The sequence below is a fragment of the Dethiosulfovibrio peptidovorans DSM 11002 genome (assembly GCF_000172975.1).
Classification (GTDB): domain Bacteria; phylum Synergistota; class Synergistia; order Synergistales; family Dethiosulfovibrionaceae; genus Dethiosulfovibrio; species Dethiosulfovibrio peptidovorans.
Genome location: NZ_ABTR02000001.1, coordinates 695,044 through 717,626, shown reverse-complemented (window position 1 = coordinate 717,626; position 22,583 = coordinate 695,044). Strand labels below are relative to the sequence as shown.

Below are 22,583 nucleotides of genomic sequence, written 5' to 3'. Positions count from 1 at the left end.
GACCGGTTTCGATCGATATTCTATCACGCTTTTACGTCCAGATGGCCGTGGACGATTATAGGCTTGCTGGCATGCGGCGCCTTTTCCGGTTCCCGTTCCTCCGGCTCGTCCTTCTCCTCTTTTTCCTCGTCTTTTTCCCTATCCTGTTCCTGTCGGAGCTCTTCCTCCAGGGCCTCTTCCCAGTCTTTGTTGCTACCCTTTCCGTCTTTTCCTCTTCTCTCCACTCTCTTCAGTTTGGCAGGGGCTATGGATTTTACCGGTCTTATGCTCTCGATCCTCTCGGTCATCGGATTTCCCTCCTCCAGTAAGTGGCTTCTCTTTATTTTTCGTACTCCTCGGAGAGGTTCTGTAGTTGAATATTTAAACTATAAACGAGCTGATCGGTGTACTTTATTTTTTGACGACTTGTAAATCGAACGAAGGTTTTCTAAATCAAAGTTGATGGAAACTGTATTGGTTTATTTCGGTTTATTGTAAGTTTTTGGGCGAGCCGGTCTATCTGTGAAAAAGATCTCTGGTTTAGCCTTAAAGCCTTGCTGCGAGTGTTTTTTTGTTTTTCTTCGGAGGGGTGGTTCATTTTAGGGTTTCTGAACCTATTGACATACTTGGTTTATGATATAGACTTAAGCCGTAGAGCGAGATCCCGTTTGTTTCAGTTACACTATCCAATGTAAGGAGGAATATATATGAACCCGTCTCCTTTAAAAGTCTCTTCCGAGATCGGTCGTCTCAAGACGGTACTTCTTCACAGACCGGGTAAAGAGGTGGAGAATCTCACCCCCGATCTAATGGAGCGCCTTCTCTTCGACGATATCCCCTACCTGGAGGTCGCCAGACAGGAACACGATGCCTTTGCCGAGATCCTGACGGACAACGGGGTGGAGGTCCTCTATCTGGAGAACCTGGCCGCCGAGTCCCTGACGGATGTCTTCGTTAGAGACAGTTTCGTCGACGATTTCATCTCCGAGGCGAGGATTCCCGGCCGCGGTACCAGAGAAAGCCTCAAGGATTATTTTCTTTCCTTCGATCCCAGAGATATGGTGGACCGTATGATGGCAGGAGTCCGTTGGCACGAGATGGCCGATGCCCGCAGGCTGTCTTTGGCGGATAAGCTCAGCACCGACGATCCTTTCGCGATCGACCCCCTTCCCAACCTCTACTTCACCAGGGATCCCTTCGCCACCATGGGCAGCGGGATAACCCTCAACCACATGCGCACCGACACGAGAAACAGGGAGACCCTTTTCGCCAAGTACATTTTCGAGAATCATCCTCGTTTTGCCGATTGTGAGATCCCCATATGGTTCGATCGAGACGAGCTCACCTCCTTGGAGGGAGGGGACGAGCTGATCCTCAGCCCGAAGGTGTTGGCTATAGGTATCTCCCAGAGGACCGACGCCGCTTCCGTGGAGACCCTGGCGAATAATATATTCCGGGACGGCCAGACCTTCGAGACCATACTGGCTTTCAATATCCCCAAGAAGAGGGCCTTTATGCACCTGGATACGGTCTTCACCATGGTGGACAGGGACAAGTTCACCATCCACCCCGAGATAGAGGGGCCGTTGCAGGTCTTCTCAATAAAGAAGGACGGAGACGGCCTCAAGATAGAGGAGATGACCGCCACTTTGGAGGAGATCCTCAAGAGCACCCTGAAGCTGGACGACGTAACCCTCATCCGTTGCGCCGGAGGAGACCCGGTGGACGCCCCCAGAGAGCAGTGGAACGACGGCTCCAACACCTTGGCTATAGCTCCCGGCGAGGTGGTTGTCTACTCCAGAAACTACGTCACCAACGAGCTTCTCAGGGATAACGGCATAAAGACCTACGTAATGCCGAGCTCCGAGCTCTCCAGAGGACGTGGAGGCCCGCGCTGCATGAGCATGCCCCTGGTCAGGGAAGATATCTAGTCTCGTCGACCATACCACTTTGTCCTCGTGTCGATCACTTCTCTGGCTCCGTTTTGGCCCTGACTCTGATGTATAAAGGGGTTATAAGTCCTCTGTAGTATGTTCGATTTTTCTAGTATAATCGATGACGTAATCCTTTTAAATAACGGTTTCCTCTGTGATGGCGAGGCCGTTTTCGGAGATTTTATGTATCCGTGAAGGAGGACGATCTATTGCGATGAAAAATCGAATAAGAGAGCTGCTGTTGGATATATGTTCGGTTAAGAGCGTGTCTGGCACGTCCGGCGAGTCGGAGATGGGGCGGAGAATCCATTCCATCTTAGCTAAGTTGTCCTGTTTCTCCGGCGAGAGGTCTGGGAACCTTAAAACGATAGACTGCGACGGTCGCCCCGCCGTGTTGGCCTTTATTGAGGCGTCCGGCGGATCTTCCGTCACGTTGGGGCTGACGGGGCATTTCGACGTGGTCAGTGCCTCCGTGTACGGTGAGCTTGCCGACACGGCCTTCGATCCCGAGAGGCTAACAGCCGATATCGCCATGAGGGAGCTTCCCGAGTCGGTCCGGAAGGATCTGGACGAGGGATGGCTTTTCGGGCGGGGAACCGCCGATATGAAGTGCGGCCTGGCCGTCCATATGGCGCTGATGGAAAGGTGGGATCGTGAGGGCGCCCCCTGTAACGTGCTGTTTCTGGCGGTCCCCGACGAGGAGAACCTGTCTCTCGGCATGAGAAAGGCCGTTCCCGAGGTCGCCCGTTTTCTGGAGGAAAGGGGCCTGAGCGTGTCGGCCTGGGTCAACGGAGAGCCCACAGTAGGTGCCAAGGGCTCTAGCTGGCCGGTTCACCGTGGGTCCATAGGCAAGGCCATGGGTTTCGTCCTCTCCGTGGGGGTGGGATCCCACGTGGGAGAGTTCTTCAAGGGAATAAGCGCCGTTCAGATAGCCGGTCAGATAAACTCCCATCTGGAGGGAGGCCCCGAGTCGGCTGATCGGTTGGGCGATCTGATTTTTCCTCCCGCCGCCTGTCTGGGACTGGAGGCGTTGAGGGACGGCTATTCCGTTACCCTCTACGACAGGGTGATGGCCCGTTATAACCTGCTCTACTGTTCCCGTTCTCCCGAGGAGCTTTTGAAGGTTCTCCTGAGCTCCGCCAGAGAGGGGCTGGCCAGGGCGATAGATCTGACCTCATGGTCCGCCAGAAAGCTGGGCGTAAGTCTATCTCTGCCGGAGTCGCAGGTGATGACCCTTTCCGAGCTGAGAAGGGTCGCAGGAGAGGCCGATCCCGTCGGAGAGAACGTCTCGGGCTCCCCGGTCGACATCGCCGCGGCGGAGGTACTATCTCTTCTGGACAAAAGTGGTCTGGAGGGGCCAATGGCGGTCGTGGGCTTTCTGCCTCCGCTGTACCCTCCAACCATGGAGGTCGACGACGAAGCCGAAGGGCGATTGGATCGGGCTCTGGAAGCGGTGTTCGACCTCGCCAGGGAGAGGGGCTACGAGCCCGTAAAGGAGCCGATTTTCGAGGGTATCTCCGATCTGAGCTATTTAGGTCGTGTCGTCGGGAACGGAGATATGTCCGTACTGAAGGAGAACATGGCAGGTTGGGGCGACCTCTACGACGTGCCCTTCGAGGCCATGAAGGCGGTGCAGGCCCCGGTCTGCAACCTGGGGCCCTTCGGCAAGGACGTACACAAGGCCACCGAGAGGCTGGAGCCCCGCTTTGCTTTCTCCGTTCTGCCCGATCTGGTGGAGCGGCTGGCCGTGGAGTTGGCTCGGTCTAGGGCTTGACAGGTCGTCTGGTAGATGTATAATACGGCTCAAGTTATTTTCAATATGGCTAAAGGCGATGAACCGGAAGTCCATAGGACTGAACGCGTACGACCAGAGAGAAGCCTCCGTCGGCTGGAAGGGGCTTTGGACGCTGTCTTTTGGGATAAGGCCCGGCGAGCCGGAACGGAAAGGCCTTTAGGCCGTAGTACGTTTCCCGGTTGACCTCCGTCAAAGGGTCCGAGCGGGGCGTTTACACGTCCAAGCAGGGTGGTACCGCGGGTATTCAAGGCCCGTCCCTACAGTAGGGGCGGGCCTTTTTGTTATGCTTTCGGTGGTGCTATGCTTGGGACGTAGACGTCCAAGCAGGGTGGTACCGCGTGTCTTTTACGAAGGCTCGTCCCTGAATGGGATGGGTCTTCGTTTTTTTGTTTCGATGGATTTTATCTTATCAGAGAGATGATGCGAGGTGGTGGGGGTTATGAGCGGTATGGTTTTCGACGGGTGCGACGTGACCGAGTTGGCCGAGAGGTTCGGCACGCCCCTTTACGTGATGTCCGAGACGGAGCTAAGGCGGAGGATGAGGGCGGTCAAGAGGGCCTTTTCCGAGAGGTACGAAGACGTGGAGGTCCTCTACGCAGGTAAGGCCTTTCTGCCCAGGGCCATGTGCGCCCTGGTGAAGTCCGAGGGGCTGGGGTTGGACGTGGTCTCCTCCGGCGAGATCCATACGGCGGTTAGCGTGGGTTTCCCCATGGAGCGGGCCTATTTTCACGGCAACAACAAGACCGCCGAGGACCTTACCATGGCCATGGACGTCGGAGTGGGACGTTTCGTGGTGGACAACCGGGACGAGCTGGATCTTTTGGCCAGTATGGCCGAGGAAAGGAAGACGGAGGTCTCCGTGCTGTTCCGACTGGCTCCCGGGGTCAGCGGCGATACCCATCGCTACATCCAGACGGCCCACACGGACTGCAAGTTCGGGATGCCCCTTCTGGGGGAGGGACTGAGGGACTGCGTCGATACGGCTACGAAGGCCCCCTACGTTAAGCTTCTGGGGTTCCATTTCCACGTAGGTTCCCAGCTGATGGAGAACAGGGCCTATCTGGAGGCCCTGGAGGTTCTGGGAGATCTTATGAAAACCCTCAGAGAGGAGAACGGCTTCGAGACGAAAGAGCTCAACATCGGAGGCGGCATAGGCATACCCTACGGTAAAGGACAGAGAGAGGTGGATCTGGACTTCTTTCTGGGCTGCATAGTGGAGACCGCCGAAAGGATATGTTCCGAGAGGGGGATGGCAAGGCCCAGGTTGGTGATAGAGCCGGGCAGATGGATAGCCGGTCCGTCTGGGATCACCCTGTACAGGGTCGGAACGGTCAAGGAGATACCGGGAATAAGGACCTACGTCAGCGTCGACGGGGGAATGGCGGACAACCCCAGGCCCTCCCTGTATCAGGCCGAGTATCGATGTGTTCTGGCGAACAGGTTGGACGATCCGGCCGATTCGGTGGTGACGGTGGCAGGTAGGTGCTGCGAGTCCGGCGATATCCTGATAAAGGATGCCGAGCTGCCTCTTCCCGAAAGGGGCGACGTCGTGGCGGTCTTCGACACCGGAGCCTATAACTTTTCCATGGCGAGCGGATACAACAGGCTCAGACGCCCGGCGGTGGTCCTGGTCAAAGACGGCGAGGCGCGGTGCATCGTTGAGCGTCAGTCCTTTGACGATCTGATAAAGGGCGAATCGGTTCCGGAGGATTTGCTTTGATATCTTATTTTTTCAGGAGGTTTTCGTTATGAGATCGATCTACCGTTTTTCTTCCGCCCTGGTCCTGTCTTTTGCATGGGCCCGGTGCGCTTTCGCCGCCGACGGCGTCGTTCCCGACTTCGGCGTGCTGTCCCTTCTCCCTCCCATTATAGCCATAGGGCTGTGCGTGGTTACAAAGGAGGTAATTCCCGCCCTATTCGTAGGTTCCTGGGTGGCCGGAACCATGTTGGCCGGATGGAATCCGGTGGTGGGCTTCGGCAACGCGGTCGAGTCGCTCTGGAACGGTTTGGGCGATCCCTGGGGGGCCAGGATAGTCCTTACCTGTCTCACCATGGGAGGCCTGGTCGGGGTCATGCAGGTCGGAGGAGGGGTGGACGCGGCGGTGCGCTGGCTCTCCAAGAAGATCTCCAGCAGCAGACGTGCCATGTTCTTCACCGAACTGTCCGGGTTCGTCATCTTCTTCGAGGACTACGTCAACACCGCCGTGGTGGGGACGACGATGGCCCCTGTGTCCGATCGCTACAGAGTGTCCAAGGAGAAGCTCTCCTACATAGTGGACAGCACTGCGGCTCCCATTGCCTGTATAGCCGGGATCTCCTCCTGGGTGGCCTACATGGTGGGTCAGATAGGTATGCAGTTCAACGAGCTTGGTATAGAGGCGTCGGCCTACGTGACCTATCTGAAATCCATCCCTTTCGTGATCTACAATGTGGTGGCACTGGCCTTGCTGACCTACGTGGTGCTCTCCGGCAGGGATTTCGGACCCATGCTGACGGCGGAGAGGCGGGCAAGAAAGACCGGAAAGCTTCTGAGGGAGGGCGCTCAGCCTCTGAATTCCGCCGACGCCGACCCCGACCTGTCCCCTGCGGACGAGACTCCCAGGAGGGTGATAAACTTCGTGCTTCCCCTGTTTTTCCTTATAGGGACTATCTTCTCCATGCTGGTGATCACCGGAGGATGGCCCAACGTGGGGCTGGCCGAGGCCATCGGAGAGGGCAGTAGTTCCAAGGCTCTGGTCTACGGAGCCTTCGGAGGGACCTTCATGACCATAGTTCTCTACTCTCTCCAGGGGTTGGCTCCTCTCAGCAGCATGTTCAGGGGCTTCATGAAGGGAGCCCAGTCCATCTTCGTGGGGTCACTCATACTGATCTTCGCCTGGGGAATAGGCTCGGCCATAAAGTCGGTGGGAACGGCGGGATACATAGTATCCGTGGCGGGAGATATCCTCAGCCCAGGTTGGATACCTCTACTGACCTTCTTCGTCGGTGCGGTCATCTCCTTCTGTACCGGAACCTCCTACGGAACCATGGGCATATTGATGCCTATCGTGGTGCCCCTGGTGGCGTCGGTTTCGGTCAACGGAGGGGTGGATCCCATGACTCACATGGTCCCCACCATAGGGGCGGTCTTCGCCGGGGCCGTGTGGGGCGACCACTGCAGCCCCATATCGGATACGACGATAATGTCCTCCATGTTCAGCGGGGCGGACCACATGGATCACGTCAATACCCAGGCGCCTTACGCCATATTGGCGGCGGTTGGGGCCGGTGCCGGTTATGTGGGAGTCGCCATGGGGCTGGGCGCCCCTCTGTGTCTCCTACTGGCCGTCACGGTGGCTCTGGTGTCCTTCCACGTGATATCCAGTCCCGTGGAGGATTACCGTCCGGAGCAGGCTTTCGCCCGATCGGTGTCGACCGGTTCTGCCGATTGAGGATTAGGATGTATTATAGGGGCGGGGCGACCTGCCCCTTTCTATTTACGGTAGGGAGGTGATCCCGTTGAATTTCTGGAAGATGAACGGCAACGGGAACGATTTCGTGGTGATCGACAGGGACGGCATGGCCTACGGACAGCTGGTGGACCTGACCAGACGGGTCTGTCGTAGAAGGAGATCCATAGGAGCCGACGGGGTCTTGGTGGTTGAGCCGTCGGATAACAGCGATTTTAGGATGAGGGTGTTCAACTCGGACGGTTCGGAGGGCGAGATGTGCGGCAACGGCGCCCGCTGTATAGCCCGCTACGCCTTCGAGAGAGGGATAGCCCCTTTCGAGATGTCTTTCGAGACGATCGCGGGGATAATGAAGGCCAGAGTCGAGGGCAGCTTCGTCAACCTGGATATGGGCGAGGTCGATCTGGGAAAGGGATGGTTCGGTCGAAAGGTGCCTATGGCTGGAGGAGAGGTGGAGGCGGATTTCCTGATCGTAGGAGTGCCTCACCTTGTGATCTATCTGGAAGACCCGGACAAGGTCGATCGAGAGGACCTGACCCGATGGGGCAGAACTCTCCGGGAGGATCGGGGGCTTTTTCCCGAGGGGACCAACGTGAACTTCGTCGGCCCCGTGGACCGGCGGTCTCTTAAGGTGTGGACCTACGAGAGAGGGGTGGAGGACCTGACCGATTCCTGCGGTACCGGTTCCTGCGCCTCTGCGGTGGTGGCGGTCCGACGACTTGACCTGGAATCGCCCATAACGGTGTACAACCCCGGAGGGGTCAACATAGTGACGGCCAACTTCAGGGAGGATCTCTGCGATATAGTGCTGGGAGGCGAGACGGTCGTCGTCGCCAAAGGGACAATAGAGGAGGAGGCCTAGGCCTCCTCCTTTTCGTCTTTTTCTTCCTCCGAGGTATCGTCGCCCATCAGATCGTCCAGGGATAGATCCAGCGAGATATTGTGAAGTTTGTCCGCCACCTCTATGTTGTGGAGGAACAGCTTTTCCTCCGCCTGTCTTACCAGCTCGTTCTCTTCGGCCTCTCTTATGTCCGCCTGGAAGGTGACTGGACAGTACTTGGTGGCTCCTGCCACCTCTTCGAAGACCTTCTTTTTGTTCTCTTCTTTTTTGTCTTTTTCGTTCTGAGACATCTCCGGAACACCCCCCCGATTTAAGTTCATCCTATAACAGAGAGCCCCGGTGGTCAACGCTTTCGTTACGTCGTCGTGCTATACTCGGAGCAGCACGATAGACATAAGGAGGGTGTGAAATGAGTAAAAAAACCGCTGTCGGACTTTCGTTAGCTATTCTCGTAGTCGCGGCCGGATTTTTGCTGGCCGTGACCGACCTCGGTACGGGGGTCGTCAAGAGCCAGGCTACCAAGATACTCTCTCAGACTCTGGAGGCTAAGGTCTCCATGGGAGAGGTCTCGGGCAACCCGGTCAAGGGATACGATATCCGGAACTTGGATATCGTGAAGGACGGAGAGTATTCGTTAAAGGTCCCCTCTATAGAAATCAAGACCAATCTGATGGGAATTCTTGGAAGGGGAGCCCTGGTCAGGCGTCTTTCTCTGGTCGGACTGGATACCGATCCGGACCAGATTCAGGCCTTGGTCGAAGGTCTTCCGAGGTCGGAGGGGAGCGAGCCATCTTCCATACCAGTGGAGACAGTCGAGCTCAAGGATTCGTCCTTGGCTTTGCCAGGAGGAGACCTCGAGATATCTCTGCTATCCGCCGCCTTAAACCAGGGAGAGCTTCTGAACTTAGGGTTGAAGCTCGATCTGTCTTATCTGGGGCTTCCCGTCAAGGGCGATATCGCCGCTCTTTACGGAGGATCGATAGCTACAATCGAATCCTCCAAGCTGTCGGTCGGTTCCGGCACAGTGTCGGTTAAGGGCGATCTGCTGCCCGACCTGGCCGCTGACGGCACCGTCGACGGGCTAAGGCTGGAGGAACTGGCCAAGTTGTGGCCTCCTCTGGCAGACGGAGGTATGGCGGGATCGGCTTCCCTTACCGTAAAGGCCGGGGGCTCTTTGACCGCTCCCGTTCTCTCCGGAACGATGGGCTTCGACGGCAAGCTGGCCTCGGTTCCGGTCTCGGATTTAAAGGGTAACTGGAGCTATCAGGATATGTCCATGGAGGTCTCGTCTCTGAAGGCTGCCGTGGCGGGGGTTCCACTTTCGGGAGGTCTTTCCGCTCTTTTCGGACCTGGCAAGCCTAAGGTGACAGTCAAGTTGGACGCCTCCGATGCCGATCTGGGCAAGCTCAGAGGCACCTATTCCCAGATTCCCAAGGAGGTCTCCGGGGTGATCGATTCAGTAGCGGTGGATCTCAGCGGCCCGGTGGACGGGTTGAAGGGCACCGTTAAGGCTCGGGCCGAGAGCCTTTCCCTCTGGGGGCAGACCCTTTCCCAGAGTTGGATCTCGGTGGTCATGGATCCCAAAGGGGTGGCCAAGCTGTCGTCAAAGACGGTTCTCCAGGGGCAGCCGGCCTATCTCGAGGGCACAGTTTCCTTCATGGGCGACTCCCCCCAGGCCGACCTGCTTCTGAAGGCCAGAAAGGTGTCCACCAAACTGGTGGCGGCCCTCTCCGGTGCGGATATACCTGTGAAAGGGGATCTTGACCTGGACGTGACGGTCAAGGGGCCTTTGGCCGGCCCCTCTATCAAGGGTAAGGTGAGCTCGCCCTCTCTTTCAGGCTTCGGCCAGACCATAGGCAAGCCGTCGGTCAACTTTGCACTGAAGGGCTCCGACCTGGAGATCCCATCCGCCAAGGCAGAGTGGTTCGGAGCTCCTATCACAGCTTCCGGTCTGGTCTCGACCGGAGGCAAGTCGCCTAAGCTTTCCATGAAGGGGAAACTGGGCGGTCTGGACCTCGCCAAGGTGGCTGCCGGATTCGACCTGCCCAGCGGCCTTCTATCCGGGTTGATCGACGGTTCGTTGAACCTCGACGGCCCTCTGGACGGCCTCGGGGTGGACTTGGCACTGTCTTCGGGAAAACTTTCCCTGGCGGGTGTGCCGGTGGAGAAGGTAGACCTAGGTCTTACCGGCGATTCGTCGGCTCTCAAGGTCTCCAGGGGCTCGGCGATGGTCTCCGGCGGCTCCGTGGAGGCGTCGGGCTCGATATCTCTGGTGGATGGTCCCGTTTTGGACCTGGCTCTGGAGGGTTCGAAGATAATGTTGGAGAAGGCCGTCGACCTGCCTCTCAAGGCAGCCGTTTCCGGTACCGTAAGGGCAAAAGGCCCCGCCGGCTCTCCGGAGGTATCCATGGCTCTGTCCAGCCCCAAGGTCGTGGCCTGGGGAGTCGGAGTCGACGGGGTATCGGCCTCTCTGGTCTATAAAGACGGAGTGGTGGATCTCAAGGAGGCGGTCGCCTCGGTGGGAGGAAGTCCTCTGTCCCTCAAGGGAAATATGGACGCCTCTGGATCGGTGCCCAAGGGTAGTTTCGAGCTTTCCGGGCCGGACCTGGATCTCTCCAAGGCTACCAAGGATATAGTGGATGCCGATGCCTACGGAATAGGGGGCAAGCTTTCCGTGGTCTTCAAGGGAACCTTCGAGGGAGATAAGGGTAGCGGATCGGGATACGTCAAGTCTCCTTCCCTCACGGTCATGAACATGGCGATCAAGAACCTGAACTGTCCTCTCAAGTTGGCTGGGACCAAGCTGGATGTATCAGAAGCCACCGCCGAACTGTACGGAGGAAAGGTGAGCAGCTCGGGATGGATCGATCTAGCTACCATGAAGTTCTCCAAGAAGGTCTCCCTGTCCGGAACCGACGTGGCTCCTCTCATAAAGGATTTCGCCGGTACCAAGGGAACGGTGACGGGAACGGCCAAGGCTAATTTTTCCGCGTCAGGCGTTCTGAGTCCCTTCGCCATGAAGGGAAAGGGGACCCTTGACCTCGGAGGAGGTAAGCTGATTGGCTTCCCCATAGCCGATATAGCGGCGTCGCTTCACGGTTCCGACGGCATCTCCTACGCCAAGGGGCACGGCGATTTTAGAGTGGTGGACACGGTGCTACACCTGGACAAGGGAACCCTGGTCACCGCCAGAGAGGGCGACCGGATATACAGGACCATGGCTGTTGTCGGGACGGTCGGTCCGGATAAGAAGCTGAATCTGTCCTGCTCCGGAGAGGTCAACGTCAAGCTCCTCAACGCTGCTGTTGGAGCCGGTATCGGTGGTCTGGCCGGTGGCGGAGTCGGAACCCTGGCCGCTGTGGTAGGAGGGGTCTTAGGTGGAGCCCAGCAGGGCATCGCCAAGGATGATTTCAGGGATGTCTCCTTCCGAGTCGCCGGCACCATGGACTCTTCGTCCATAAAGGATCTCAAGGTAGGTCCCTCCAAGATAGCTCCGGAGAAGACCGAGGCCGCTCCTGCGGAGAAGGTACTCCCCTCGGTTCCTAAAGACGTCGTCTCCGGTGTCTCCGAGGACGTTAAAGAGCCTTCTCAGCCCAAGAAGCTGGAGGACCAGCTGAAGGAGGCCGTCGAGGAAGAGGCGGGGAAGCTCCTTCAGGGTATACTGGGAGGCGGCAAGGACTGACGTCTTTCCGGTGTCTTCTATCTTTAGAGGGGGAGAGGGGGATTGCGCCTCTCTCCCCTTTTCCGTAGAGGTGTATAATTTCATCATCGCGACATATTTAAAACCATTGGGGTGAAAACCATGGACAGATCGGATCTTAGGGATTGCCGCAGGATAGTGGTAAAGGTGGGAACAAGCACGATCACCCATCCGACGGGAAAACTCAACCTTCTCCGGATGGAGCGTCTGGCAAGAGCCCTTTCGGACCTGCACAATCAGGGCAAGGACGTGCTTCTGATAAGCTCCGGTGCCGTAGGAGCCGGGGTGGGGCGGATGGGCCTCAGGGAGCGACCGTCGACTCTTCCCATGAAACAGGCCCTGGCGGCGGTAGGTCAGGCATCTTTGATGCAGATGTACGAGAAGTTCTTCGGAGAGTACGGTCAGAACGTCGGACAGGTCCTTCTGACCAGGGACGCCTTCGACGATAGACATAGATATCTTAACGTCAGGAACACTCTGTGCGGGCTTCTGGAGCTGGGAGTCGTGCCGATAATAAACGAAAACGATACCGTGGCCGTCGACGAGATCAAGTTCGGCGATAACGATACCCTGTCCGCACTGGTCGCGGTGGCGGTTCAGGCCGATCTGCTGGTAATACTGTCCGATATAGACGGCCTGTACGATCGTAATCCGAAGGAACATCCGGACGCCACCAGACTGTCGGTGGTGTCCGATATCTCCGATGAGATCAGGGCCAACTCCACCGGCAGGGGGTCAAGCTTCGCCAGCGGAGGGATGTACACCAAGCTGGCCGCGGCGGATATAGCCCTTCCGGCGGGGATACCGATGGTGATAGCCAGCGGGGGAGAGGACAGGATTACCCGGAGGATCCTGGAGGGGGAGGAACTCGGCACTCTGTTCGTGCCCTATCAGACCGGCAGACACGCCAGGAAGCAGTGGATCGCCTCTGGGGCGAGACCTCAGGGGGTTCTCGTCATAGACGACGGTGCCGTAGAAGCCCTCACAGAGGGTGGCGGAAGTCTTCTGCCCTCGGGGGTAATAGCGGTCAGAGGCGAGTTCTCCAGGGGGCATATCGTCTCCATCCAGGAAATCAAGGGAGACGAGGTGGCCCGAGGGCTCTCCAACTACGATAGCTCGGAGATACTGGCCATATTGGGGCATCAGAGCGAGGAGATCGCCGATCTTCTGGGAGACAAGGACTTCGACGAGGTGGTCCACAGGGACAATCTCGCCGTTTTGTGAACGTCTTATTTTTGGAGGTATGAAAAGTGGAAAATAAATTGAAATCGATGGGACTCTCCGCTCGGGAGGCGGCTAGAAGCCTTGCCCTGGCTGGGAGGAAGGAGAAGGATCGAGCCCTGAGGGAGATGGCCTCGTCCATCCGTTCCCGCCGGGATCCCATCGTGGAGGCCAACGGCTTGGATTTGGAGGAGGGCCGGAAGGCCGGTCTGTCCGAGCCTCTTCTGGAGCGGCTGACTCTGGACGACAGGAGGATAGAGTCCATGGCGGTGGGGCTCGAGCAGATAGCGGTGTTGCCGGATCCGATAGGGGCCGGTCTTGGCAGCTATATAAACGAGGATGGCCTGGAGATATCCCGGGTCAGGGTTCCCCTCGGGGTCATAGGGATGATATACGAGTCCCGCCCCAACGTTACCGCCGATGCGGCGGGACTCTGCCTAAAGTCGGGAAACGCCGTGATATTGAGAGGCGGCAAGGAAGCATACCACTCCAACAGGGCCATAGCCGACGCGATCGGAAAGGCCCTCGGGAATGTCGGTTTCCCCGCCGGAGCGGTCCAGCTGTTGGACGATCCCGGTAGGGAGGCGACCCAGGCCCTCATGGCCTTGGATTCTTTGGACGTCCTCATACCGAGGGGAGGAAAGGGCCTGAAGGCCGCGGTAAAACAGCACGCCAAGGTTCCGGTGATAATGACAGGCATGGGACTCTGTCATCTCTACGTGGATAGCTCGGCCGACGTGGATATGGCCGTCAGGATAGCCGTAAACGCCAAGGCTCAGAGGCCCTCGGTCTGCAACAGCATAGAGACCCTTCTGGTCCATTCCGACGTGGCGTCCCGGTTCCTGCCTCCCCTGGTAAAGGCGATGGAGGAGGCGGGAGTGGAGCTTCGGGGCGACGATAGGGTCAGGAAGGTAGTGCCGATGAACTCCGCCGTAGATGACGACTGGGACACCGAATATCTGGCTCTGATCCTTTCGATCAAGATGGTCGACTCCCTGGACCAGGCTATGGATCACATCCACCTTCACGGCTCGGGGCACAGCGAGGCCATAGTGACCAGAGATTACGGCAATTCCAGACGGTTCCTGGACGGAGTGGACGCCGCGGCGGTCTATGTCAACGCCTCTACCAGGTTCACCGACGGAGCGGTCTTCGGTTTAGGTGCCGAGATGGGCATAAGCACCCAGAAACTTCACGCCAGGGGTCCTATGGGGGTGGAACAGCTTACCACGGTCAAGTTCCGAGTCTCCGGATCGGGCCAGATAAGGTCGTAGGAGGCTCTATGAGGATATCGGTCCTGTGCGGAGGAGACTCTCCGGAGAGGAACGTCTCTCTGGACAGCGGCAAGGAGGTAGCCGAGGGGCTGAAGGCCAAGGGCCATTCGGTCGAACTGATGGATCTGTCGTCTCCTGAGGCCCTGTTCTCCTTTCTGGCCGGCGATCGTCCCGAACTGTGTTTCGTGGCCCTTCACGGAGGATGGGGCGAGGACGGCAGGCTCCAGGCGGTGCTGGATATGGCGGGGGTTCCCTACACCGGTTCTGGGCCATCAGGCTGTGCCGTTGCGATGGACAAGACCCTCTCCAAAGGGGCCTTCGCGGCGGCGGGGCTAGACGTTCCTTGGGGAGTGGCGGTCCATCCCGGTGAGGGGTCCTCTCCTATGAAGGCTCTCTCCAAATGGGGGACTTTGGTGGTAAAGCCATGTTGCGGCGGAAGCACAGTGGCGACCTACATAGTCTCCGAAGAGGACGAATTGAGGAAGGCCCTTAGCTCCGCGTGGGAGCTAGAGAACAGGGCTTTGGTGGAGGCCTACGTGGCTGGCAGGGAGCTGACGGTGACTGTGGTGGAGGACAGGGGGATCCCCAGGGCCTTCCCTATAGTGGAGATCCTTCCCGACGGTGAGTTCTACGATTACAGGGCCAAGTACGGCGGGGGCAGCCGTTACGTCTCTCCGGCGGATCTAGAGCCGTCGGTGGTGGAGGTGGTCTCCCGTTCCGCCGAGATAGCCCACAGGGTATCGGGGTGTTCCATCTACTCCAGGGTGGACATAAGGCTGGACGGCAAAAATCGTCCCTTCGTTTTGGAGATAAACACCGTTCCCGGCATGACCTCCAACAGCCTGGTTCCAAAGGCGGCCATGGCGGGGGGATTCTCCTTTCCCGACCTGCTGGACCACATAGTGGAGGAGTCCATGGCGTCTTTTTCCAGTTGAATCGGAATAGCTTGTGAGCGACAGGGGAGCCTTGCGAAATGCAAGTGCTCCCCTGTCGCTTTGTTGTATATGGATATCGATATGATATACTTGTATCGGAGTTTAGCTTTTTTACGCTCGATTGTTGCCCCACCCTCCCTTTTCCTCGGGCTTTTGTCAGTTAGTTGTTTCTACCTCGTATTTTTCTACCGTCGAAAGTAAATCGAGTTCGCCCGAAATCGACTGTTTTTCCCTCGGAGTCGAGGGGTTTAGGCTCTTTTATTGTATCGAAGATTGAAAATTCAGCTCCGCATCCTGCGGGGATAACATCTCAGAGGAGGGATGTCTCATGCTGTCCGACAGAGACAGAAAGCTTCTTTATCTTCATCGTCACGGTAGTTCCGTGCCGATCCCGGCCAGATTATGCCGCTTAGGCATGGAGGACTACGACGAGATAATGGCCTTGAATTCCAAGGTATATGAGGAGGTCGGCGACGAAGATATATATGCCTCGGAGAACTCCATAGAGAGAAACCTCTCCGGAGAGGGGTTCGCCCTCGGGGTCAAGGCCGGTGGCCTTTTGGTGGCATTGTGCGTCTTTTCCTGGGTATTGGAGGATATGTTCAAGGTAGTGGAGGGGACGTATCTGGACAGCTGGAGCCTGGAGCAGTTCGCCATGAGGGATATAGTGGTGGTGGACAGTGATTTTCGTGGAAACGGGCTTCACCGGATGCTCATATCTGCATCGGGGTCTTTCATCCCCTCCACCAGGCGTTACGTCATATCCACCGTCTCACCCAGAAACTGGGCTAGCCTGAAGAACGTCCTGGCAGAGGGATACTACGTCGTTTCCTGTAAGAAACTGTACGGAGGGCACACCAGGTTCGTCACCTGGCAGGATCTGGACGACCCGATGGTGATAGCCAGACCCCTCCACCTGAGGATCCCGGCAGAAGAGGTGGAGCATCACCGCAGGGTTCTCGCCATGGGAGCGGTTGGTTACGAACTGGACAGGGCCGGACCGGACCTATTTCTCCGTTACGGCAAGGGGATAAGGCGATCCATGATGGTATCCTCTTTTCTCGGAGATTCCTCTCTTCTGGGAGACGAGGACAGCCAGGTAAGCTGAAAAAAAAACGGAGACCGATCGATCGGTCTCCGTTTTTTTCTTTTTTAGGGAAGCCTTAGGTTGCTGATGATCTCTCTGATGAGCTGATCTCTGGCTACCAGGGTCTCCCGAAGGAGCTGGTCGGTGGACTTGTAGAGGGTCTTCATATCCTCGACGGCCTCTACGGCACCTGTATTGGCCTTGGCGATAACGTCGAGGCGGCTCTCGATGTTGTCGAAGGTGGCCTTGACCTCGGCGAACTGAGCTTCCATTGCCTTGGCGGACTCCATCACGGCAGCCTGAGAGGCTATGGCGTCCTGTCTGGCGACCGCAGTCTGTTCCTCGAGACGATCGAGCCTGAGCATTATCCCGGAGAAAAGTCCCAGGAAGACCACTACTACGAAAATGAGAAGGCCGTATTTCTTAACCTTGCTCTCGCTCTTTCCCTCGCAGGAGTCGTAGTCGGAGTCGCAGCAGCAGCTGTCGAAATCCTGCTCCTCTTCCTCTGTGACGAACTCGTCCGCCTGAACGTCCATCTCGTCCTGTTCCTCTGCCTTGTTTGCCTTGATGTTGTCGTCTTCGTACATTATCCCATCTCCTTTTGCTGTCCGGCGGACAAACGCCGGAGATTTTTCTCCTGTCTGTCCATCGCTATCGACTTACGTCGAAAATAATAGCATAAATCCGGCCTCAAAGTCTTCCCTGAAAAACATTATAGCAGGTTCCTCTTCACGATGTGACCCCGTTGACTTTCAGGTCACAAAAACCATACCATGAAATAGTAGAGTAGGGAAAGGAGGGAAGGTAATGAAAAAACTTGTTCTAGTTCTTATATCGATCGTGTTCCTCTCCGTCTGCACCACCGAGGCTCGGACGATCGAGGCAGAGGGGGAGGCGGCAGTGGTGGACGGTAACGTCTCAGCTGCCAGAGAGGAGGCCAAGAGGCAGCTATACAGAAACGCCCTGGAGAGGGCCATAGGTGCCAGGGTGGAGGGCATCACGGAGATGAAGGACTTCCAGGTGGTCAGGGACAGGGTTTTCTCCGGTTCCAGAGGGTTGGTCAAGAATCTGGAGATATCGAAGGAGTGGCGTACCGAAGACGGAATACTGCACATTAAGGGTCGCTGTGAGGTGGAGGAGACGGCCCTGGACGGGGTTCTCGGTCCGGCCGTGATAGATGCCCTCGGCAACCCCAGGGTGGTGGTCCTGGTGGACGAGATGATAGGAGATGATCGCCCGTTTCTTTCCGCCGCCGAGGGCGAGGTCGAGTCGGCCTTCCAGAGGGCGGGGTATCTCATGCAGGACAAGGGACAGCTGGACGCCATAGCCTCCAAGAGGGTGGAGGCGGCCAAGATAGCCGGGGACGAGGCGGAGCTGGCCGCGCTGGCTCGTTATTTCGACGCCGACGTCCTTATCTTCGGCAAGGGACAGTCATCCTCCTTTACGGCCCAGAAGATGTCCGGGCAGACCATATACGGAGTCAGGACTCTTCTCAGGCTTAAGGCCGTGATCGCCCAGACCGGTCAGAGTTTGGCCGTGGAGGTTCCGGAGGTAAGGTCCAAGGGCTTCAGCGAGAGGGACGGGGCCGTCAAGGGGCTCAAGGAAGCGGCGGAAAAGGCCTCCTTCTCTCTGGTGAACGAGGTGGCCTATGCCTTGACCGGCGGGGGAAACGGCGTTCCCGGTCGCTTGATCAGGGTCTCTGTGGATGGAATGGACTTCGGGTCCGTCAGGGAACTGGAGGCGGCCCTGAGGGAGTCTCCCGGGGTGGTCGGAGTCTATCGTCGGTCCTTCCGTTCCGGCAGGCTGGAGCTTGACGTCACGGTGGACGGAACGGCGGAGGACGTGGCTGTGATACTGGACGGTAGCGGGCTCGAGGTGGTCGATCTGACCGCCGCTACTGTGGGAGCGAGGCGATCGAGATGAGACCGGTTCCGTTTTTTGCCGTCTTTTTTGTCCTGGTGGTCGGCTCTGTCTGTCTCGCCTCTACGTCGATTCCGGAGATCTGGATGGCTAACGGTATGGTCCAAGGGATCCAGCCTTTTCGCTACGGGGAGGTCGACTGGGAGAGTGAACTGGCCTACGTGGCGGGGGAGGCCCCCCTGCCCGAGAGGGGAACTCCCTCGGAGATGCTGCGGTGTCGCAGAGCCGCCAGGGTGTCTCTCTTTCTCAACTGCTATCTTCTGTCCCACGAGTTGACAGGAACGGAGCCCTCCGACAAATCGGAGACCGACGGAGGGCTCTTCGAGGACGTTATGGTTCTAGGCGGAGAGAGGAACGGCAGTTACGTCGTGGGGGCATGGATCCCTCTGGACCGTATCGTGATCCTCTCGGAGCGTTAGTCTCCTGTGGGTAGGGAGAACCGCAGCTCCAGTCCGTCGCCTTTCGGGCGTATGGTAGCCTCGTCGGGGCTCAGCTCGTCCAGCTCTATGGAGTCCAGGACCGACTTGAGGGTCTGTCTGGTGGCTTCGTCGAAGGCGTCAAGATGGCCTTTCATCTTGTCTCCCAGCTCCTCAAGCTCCTTGGGCAGCTTTATCGACGGTTTCTCTCGTTCCTCTCCGGTAGCCAGGTCGTCGGATGGATCCTGATCGGGAAGGTCCACCGGAACCCTTTCGGTGGACCCCATCCCGCCTATGCTGTAGGATTCCACCTTCGGCTTCTGGGGCTTCCTGTGTGGCCCCGGATCGGTAGGGGCCACCGGCGAGGCGATCATCTCCTCGGTGGTGTCGCCGGATACGTAGCCCGGAGTGGAGATCGGCATATCGGTTTTATCGTCGCCCCTTCTTCCCATGAGACCGGCCAAGGTCCCAAGGATCAGGGATATAAGCAGCAATATCAGGGCCACAATGCCGGAAAAACCTCTTCTGTTCATCGAACGTCCCCTTTCCCGACCGAGATTGGTCGCTTCGGATATCCCAGCATAATCCAGAGTTCCTATCCCCACAAGTGCCGCAGGATGTATTATAGAGCCTGTCGCAATGGCTGAAATCAGAAGACGAGTTCGGAGGCGTTAACATGGAAGATCTCTGTAGATCGGCCGTCCTGGAGGGATTGGAGGAGGCTAAACGATCCCTTCCCGGCGACGACCCGATGAAAAGAGCCTGGAGGGTCGCCCTCTCCAGGATGATAGACGATATGGCTTTGGAAAACCCGGATAGAGAGGGGGCTATAAGGCTGGCTCCTCTGGAGATGGACCCGGGAGACACCCCCTACCTATACGGATTCGACCGGGTCTGGAGCGCCGCACCGGTCTTCATAGGAGCCATGTTGGGATGGCTTGTCGTCTCCCCTGCCCTGATCTCGCTGGGTATGACCGGGGAGTTCCCCCTGTTTCTGGGTACGGCCCTCGGGGCCACAGGGCTGTCCTTCTTCCGTAGAAAGACCGAATCGGTCGACCTGAAGGAGATGGAGAGGCGGCTCGAGATAATGCTGTCTGTCGCAAGGGAGAGGATCGAAAGGGCAGTGGAGGACGGGACGGAGGATCCAAGGAGGGTTTCGGACGATCTCTGGATAGGAAGGGCTCTGGCCGATCTGAGGGCTGTCCCCAGGGATCAGCTGGAGACGGCGGTGGAGGCCCTCCTGATAGAGGGGGAGAACCGGGGGTACGGAGGTCCGTCGACTTACCGCCCCGGAGTCCACTCTCCCGCACCTTCGACCATGGTCTGGAGCTCCGAGTTATCCGAGACCTACGAGAGCTTCGGACACTACGAAGAGGGTACTCCTGTGACGGTTGAGAGAGCTCCGGTCTTCAGAGACGGGTCTCTGGTCGTCAAGGGCCTGGTGCGACGGAGGTCCTCGAGATGACCAGGCCGGTTCTGGCGGTCGACTTCGGCACATCCAACTCCTATTTCTGCAAGTGCCCTTCGGACGAGCTTCTGCCCTCCCCGGTGGATTTCATCGCGGACCGTACCGGGATGGACACGGTGGTGCTCTACAGAGATGGAAGATCCCCTCTTGTGGGGTCCATGGCCCTCAACACCTGGGGAGAGTCTACCGAGGAGGAGAGACGGTCTCTTAAACTGATAACCCGCTTCAAGCCCGAGATAGACAGGGACCGTGAGAGCTACAGGGCCGCCGTGGCCTTTCTGTCCTCCGTTAGAGAGGAGGCCGAGGCCAGGCACATCCCCTTCGATCCCCTCTCCAGAGAGGTCTATTTCGGGGTTCCCTGTCAGGCCGTCGGATCCTACCTCGACGCACTGACCTCCGCCGCCTTCGAGGCCGGTTACGGTAGAGTGAAGACCCTGGAGGAGCCTCTCGGGGCCCTGCTCTACCACATCTCCCAGAGGGACATGGCGCCGTCGGAGGCCATGGAACGGGTGCTGGTACTGGACTTCGGAGGAGGCACCTGCGATCTGGCCTCCCTGGAGGGGCTATCGGTTCGGTCGTCCTGGGGAGACTGGTCCCTGGGAGGAAGGCTTTTCGACGACCTGTTCTTTCGGATCCTTTGCGAGAGAAACCCCGGTCTGGAGGAGAGTATGGACGAGGGAACGTCATATTTCGTCCACTGGTATTGGAGCAGGATCCTAAAGGAAAGCTTCTCCACGACCATGGCCCGGGACAGGTCGGTGCTGTGGAGCGGGACCGCCGGAGCCTACGGCGGCATTCGACGGCTGGGATGGGACGAGTTCATGGAGAGGATCTCCGACTATCGTCCCACCGAGGACATGATCCGTTCAATAGGGGGAGACTGTCCCGGTTCGGATGGTCCGGAAAACCTTGTGGATCGACTGGAAAACCTTGTCCTGAGCTGTGACGGAGCGGATTCAGTCATATTGGCGGGGGGGAGCAGTCTCTGGCCCTTCGTGTCGGACCTCGTACAGAGGATCATGCCCGAGGCCAGGCTGATAAGGAGCGACCAGCCCTACGGGGTAGTCTCCCGAGGTCTGGCTCTGTTCCCGGCGCTGAAGAACAAAAATGGCCAGACCCTGTCGTCGCTCCGGAGAGACCTGCATCGTTTCGTGGAGGAGGTCCGGATCGACGTGATCGATCCTGTGCTGGAGGAAACGGTGGACCGTGCGTCCGACGACGTGGCGTCCCTTTTGATCGGAGAGGCGGTAATTCCAGCCCTCGAGGAATTCCGAAGAACCGGAGGGAAGATCTCCGCCTTCGAGAAGATGGTGACTTCCGCCATGGAGGACAGAAGGGGCTCGGTCGACCGTAAGGTGACGGAACATCTCAGATCGGCCTCGGAGAAGATCCCCGTCATGGTACTTGAAAAACTGGCCCTCTGGTTCAGGAAAAACGGAGTACGCTCCATGCCTAGACATCTGGAACTCGGTCTCGGAGAGGAGAGGCCGGATGTTCTGTCCGCCCTGGACATGAGCGGCATATCCCCCGTGGCGGGGCTGTCCTCCGGAATGGACAGGGTCGCAGCTGTCCTGGCAGGAGCCGTGGTCGCCTCTATCTGTGGTGGAGGGGGAATGGCCCTCATAGCCTCGGGTTTGCCCGGACTGTTTCTGGGCGGAGTCATAGGTCTCGGTGGTTACGCGTTGGGTCGAGAGAGGATGAGGAAAGGGTTTAGGGACATATCCATACCGAAGATGATGGCACGAGCTGTCGTTTCGGAAAGTGCGGTGGAGAAGGCCGTCGCTAAGTCTAAAAAGGCCATCTCCGACGGCCTTCAAGACGGTGTGAGAAGAGAATGGACCGCTCTGGAGCCGGAGCTAATGGCCTCGGTGGAGGAGATGGTCCGAAAGGAGATAGCGGCTTTGTCCATGCTGAATCAACTGGAAGGAGGAGTCTCCCGTGAAGACTAGAGCGGTTTCACCGGAAAGAGCGTCTCGGACTGTCCTGTGGGTGATCTTGACTGTGATCTTATCGACCCTGGTGTTGTCTCCCGCCGCTGAGTCCTACAGTTGGGTCTTCCGGGGCAGTCCGGCCTGGAACTACATGGAAAAACACCGGTCCAGACGTTACGCCAAGGCCAGGGTGTCGGTTATGACCTCCTATTTCAAGGCGAAGAACCCCGGCATCAGTACCAAGGCAGCCAGGACCTACGCGTCTTTGGTGGAGGCCATATCGAGAAAATACGGGGTGGATCCCTTCCTAGTGTCCTCTATCATAGTGAAGGAATCCACCGTAAAGGTGAGGGCCAAGAGCGGCAAGGCCTATGGCCTGATGCAGATAAACTGGAAGGCCAACAGAAAGTGGATTCCCAGGGTATTCCCCACGATAAAATCCGCCTCGAAGCTGCTCCATTCCAGGCCGAACATATACGTCGGCTGCTATATGTTGAGGGATGCCCTCAAAAGGGGAGGAAACGTGGACAAGGCCCTGGATATCTACAGGGGTAGAAGCATCGCCTCCTACCGCACCAAGATACACCGATATTATTCCGACCAGGTGGATATGTTGCGCAAAAAACTTTGATG

19 protein-coding genes are annotated in these 22,583 nt (G+C 57.8%); 15 read left to right on the top strand and 4 right to left on the bottom strand.

Features of this window, described 5'->3' with window-relative positions; genetic code table 11:
• Positions 1-23 precede the first annotated feature (23 nt).
• On the bottom strand, positions 24-287 hold the full coding sequence (locus DPEP_RS03550; RefSeq protein WP_005659656.1) for a hypothetical protein: 264 nt from the start codon (positions 285-287) through the stop codon (positions 24-26).
• 399 nt (positions 288-686) lie between these two features.
• Between DPEP_RS03550 and arcA the strand changes: the two genes are divergently transcribed.
• From arcA to dapF, 5 genes are all read left to right on the top strand, one after another.
• Positions 687-1,910, top strand: coding sequence for an arginine deiminase (gene arcA, locus DPEP_RS03545; protein ID WP_005659654.1), 1,224 nt, complete (start codon positions 687-689; stop codon positions 1,908-1,910).
• Positions 1,911-2,127: 217 nt separating this feature from the next.
• Complete coding sequence (locus tag DPEP_RS03540) at positions 2,128-3,687, top strand: M20/M25/M40 family metallo-hydrolase (RefSeq protein WP_005659652.1); 1,560 nt, start codon at positions 2,128-2,130, stop codon at positions 3,685-3,687.
• Between the two features lie 460 nt (positions 3,688-4,147).
• Positions 4,148-5,428 (top strand): diaminopimelate decarboxylase, encoded by a 1,281-nt coding sequence (gene lysA / locus DPEP_RS03535; RefSeq protein ID WP_005659650.1) that lies wholly within the window; start codon positions 4,148-4,150, stop codon positions 5,426-5,428.
• A 28-nt stretch (positions 5,429-5,456) separates the two neighbouring features.
• Entirely contained in the window at positions 5,457-7,139 is a 1,683-nt protein-coding gene (locus DPEP_RS03530; RefSeq protein WP_005659648.1) for a Na+/H+ antiporter NhaC family protein, read from the top strand.
• A gap of 58 nt (positions 7,140-7,197) precedes the next feature.
• Positions 7,198-8,019, top strand: coding sequence for a diaminopimelate epimerase (gene dapF, locus DPEP_RS03525; protein WP_420805891.1), 822 nt, complete (start codon positions 7,198-7,200; stop codon positions 8,017-8,019).
• On the opposite strand, the gene DPEP_RS03520 is transcribed toward dapF, so the two are convergent.
• The gene (locus tag DPEP_RS03520) at positions 8,016-8,288 is read right to left on the bottom strand and encodes a hypothetical protein (RefSeq protein WP_005659645.1); all 273 of its coding nucleotides are present in this window, start codon (positions 8,286-8,288) and stop codon (positions 8,016-8,018) included. The two genes, dapF and DPEP_RS03520, sit on opposite strands and share 4 nt — an antisense overlap.
• A 119-nt stretch (positions 8,289-8,407) precedes the next feature.
• On the opposite strand from DPEP_RS03520, the gene DPEP_RS03515 reads away from it, so the two are divergent.
• The 5 genes from DPEP_RS03515 to DPEP_RS03495 all read left to right on the top strand — a co-directional run bounded on the left by DPEP_RS03515 (position 8,408) and on the right by DPEP_RS03495 (position 16,236).
• Positions 8,408-11,680: an AsmA-like C-terminal region-containing protein gene (locus DPEP_RS03515; protein ID WP_005659643.1), complete on the top strand. Its 3,273-nt coding sequence runs from the start codon at positions 8,408-8,410 to the stop codon at positions 11,678-11,680.
• Between the two features lie 120 nt (positions 11,681-11,800).
• Entirely contained in the window at positions 11,801-12,922 is a 1,122-nt protein-coding gene (proB, locus tag DPEP_RS03510) for a glutamate 5-kinase (RefSeq protein WP_005659641.1), read from the top strand.
• Between the two features lie 26 nt (positions 12,923-12,948).
• Entirely contained in the window at positions 12,949-14,193 is a 1,245-nt protein-coding gene (locus DPEP_RS03505) for a glutamate-5-semialdehyde dehydrogenase (RefSeq protein ID WP_005659639.1), read from the top strand.
• Positions 14,194-14,201: 8 nt separating this feature from the next.
• Positions 14,202-15,128 carry a D-alanine--D-alanine ligase family protein gene (locus DPEP_RS03500; RefSeq protein ID WP_005659637.1) on the top strand — a complete coding sequence of 309 codons (927 nt, stop codon included), beginning with the start codon at positions 14,202-14,204 and terminating at the stop codon, positions 15,126-15,128.
• Between the two features lie 328 nt (positions 15,129-15,456).
• Positions 15,457-16,236: a hypothetical protein gene (locus DPEP_RS03495; protein WP_005659636.1), complete on the top strand. Its 780-nt coding sequence runs from the start codon at positions 15,457-15,459 to the stop codon at positions 16,234-16,236.
• A gap of 44 nt (positions 16,237-16,280) precedes the next feature.
• On the opposite strand, the gene DPEP_RS03490 is transcribed toward DPEP_RS03495, so the two are convergent.
• Positions 16,281-16,802 (bottom strand): hypothetical protein, encoded by a 522-nt coding sequence (locus DPEP_RS03490; RefSeq protein WP_005659635.1) that lies wholly within the window; start codon positions 16,800-16,802, stop codon positions 16,281-16,283.
• 220 nt (positions 16,803-17,022) lie between these two features.
• Between DPEP_RS03490 and DPEP_RS03485 the strand changes: the two genes are divergently transcribed.
• Both DPEP_RS03485 and DPEP_RS03480 read left to right on the top strand, forming a co-directional pair.
• On the top strand, positions 17,023-18,138 hold the full coding sequence (locus DPEP_RS03485; protein WP_005659634.1) for a hypothetical protein: 1,116 nt from the start codon (positions 17,023-17,025) through the stop codon (positions 18,136-18,138).
• Positions 18,135-18,554: a hypothetical protein gene (locus DPEP_RS03480; protein WP_005659632.1), complete on the top strand. Its 420-nt coding sequence runs from the start codon at positions 18,135-18,137 to the stop codon at positions 18,552-18,554. Before DPEP_RS03485 ends, DPEP_RS03480 begins: the two co-directional genes overlap by 4 nt.
• Here the strand turns inward: DPEP_RS03480 and DPEP_RS03475 are convergent.
• Positions 18,551-19,156, bottom strand: a complete 606-nt coding sequence (locus tag DPEP_RS03475; RefSeq protein WP_198003024.1) for a hypothetical protein — start codon at positions 19,154-19,156, stop codon at positions 18,551-18,553. The two genes, DPEP_RS03480 and DPEP_RS03475, sit on opposite strands and share 4 nt — an antisense overlap.
• Positions 19,157-19,227: 71 nt before the next feature.
• On the opposite strand from DPEP_RS03475, the gene DPEP_RS03470 reads away from it, so the two are divergent.
• Genes DPEP_RS03470 through DPEP_RS12660 form a run of 3 tightly spaced genes read left to right on the top strand, consistent with a single transcriptional unit; the run spans position 19,228 to position 22,581 of the window.
• Entirely contained in the window at positions 19,228-20,016 is a 789-nt protein-coding gene (locus tag DPEP_RS03470; protein WP_005659628.1) for a hypothetical protein, read from the top strand.
• A complete protein-coding gene (locus DPEP_RS03465; RefSeq protein WP_005659626.1) occupies positions 20,013-21,968 on the top strand; it encodes an Hsp70 family protein in 1,956 nt (651 codons plus the stop codon). The genes DPEP_RS03470 and DPEP_RS03465 overlap by 4 nt, the downstream gene beginning before the upstream one ends.
• Complete coding sequence (locus DPEP_RS12660) at positions 21,958-22,581, top strand: transglycosylase SLT domain-containing protein (protein ID WP_005659624.1); 624 nt, start codon at positions 21,958-21,960, stop codon at positions 22,579-22,581. Before DPEP_RS03465 ends, DPEP_RS12660 begins: the two co-directional genes overlap by 11 nt.
• Positions 22,582-22,583: the final 2 nt, after the last annotated feature.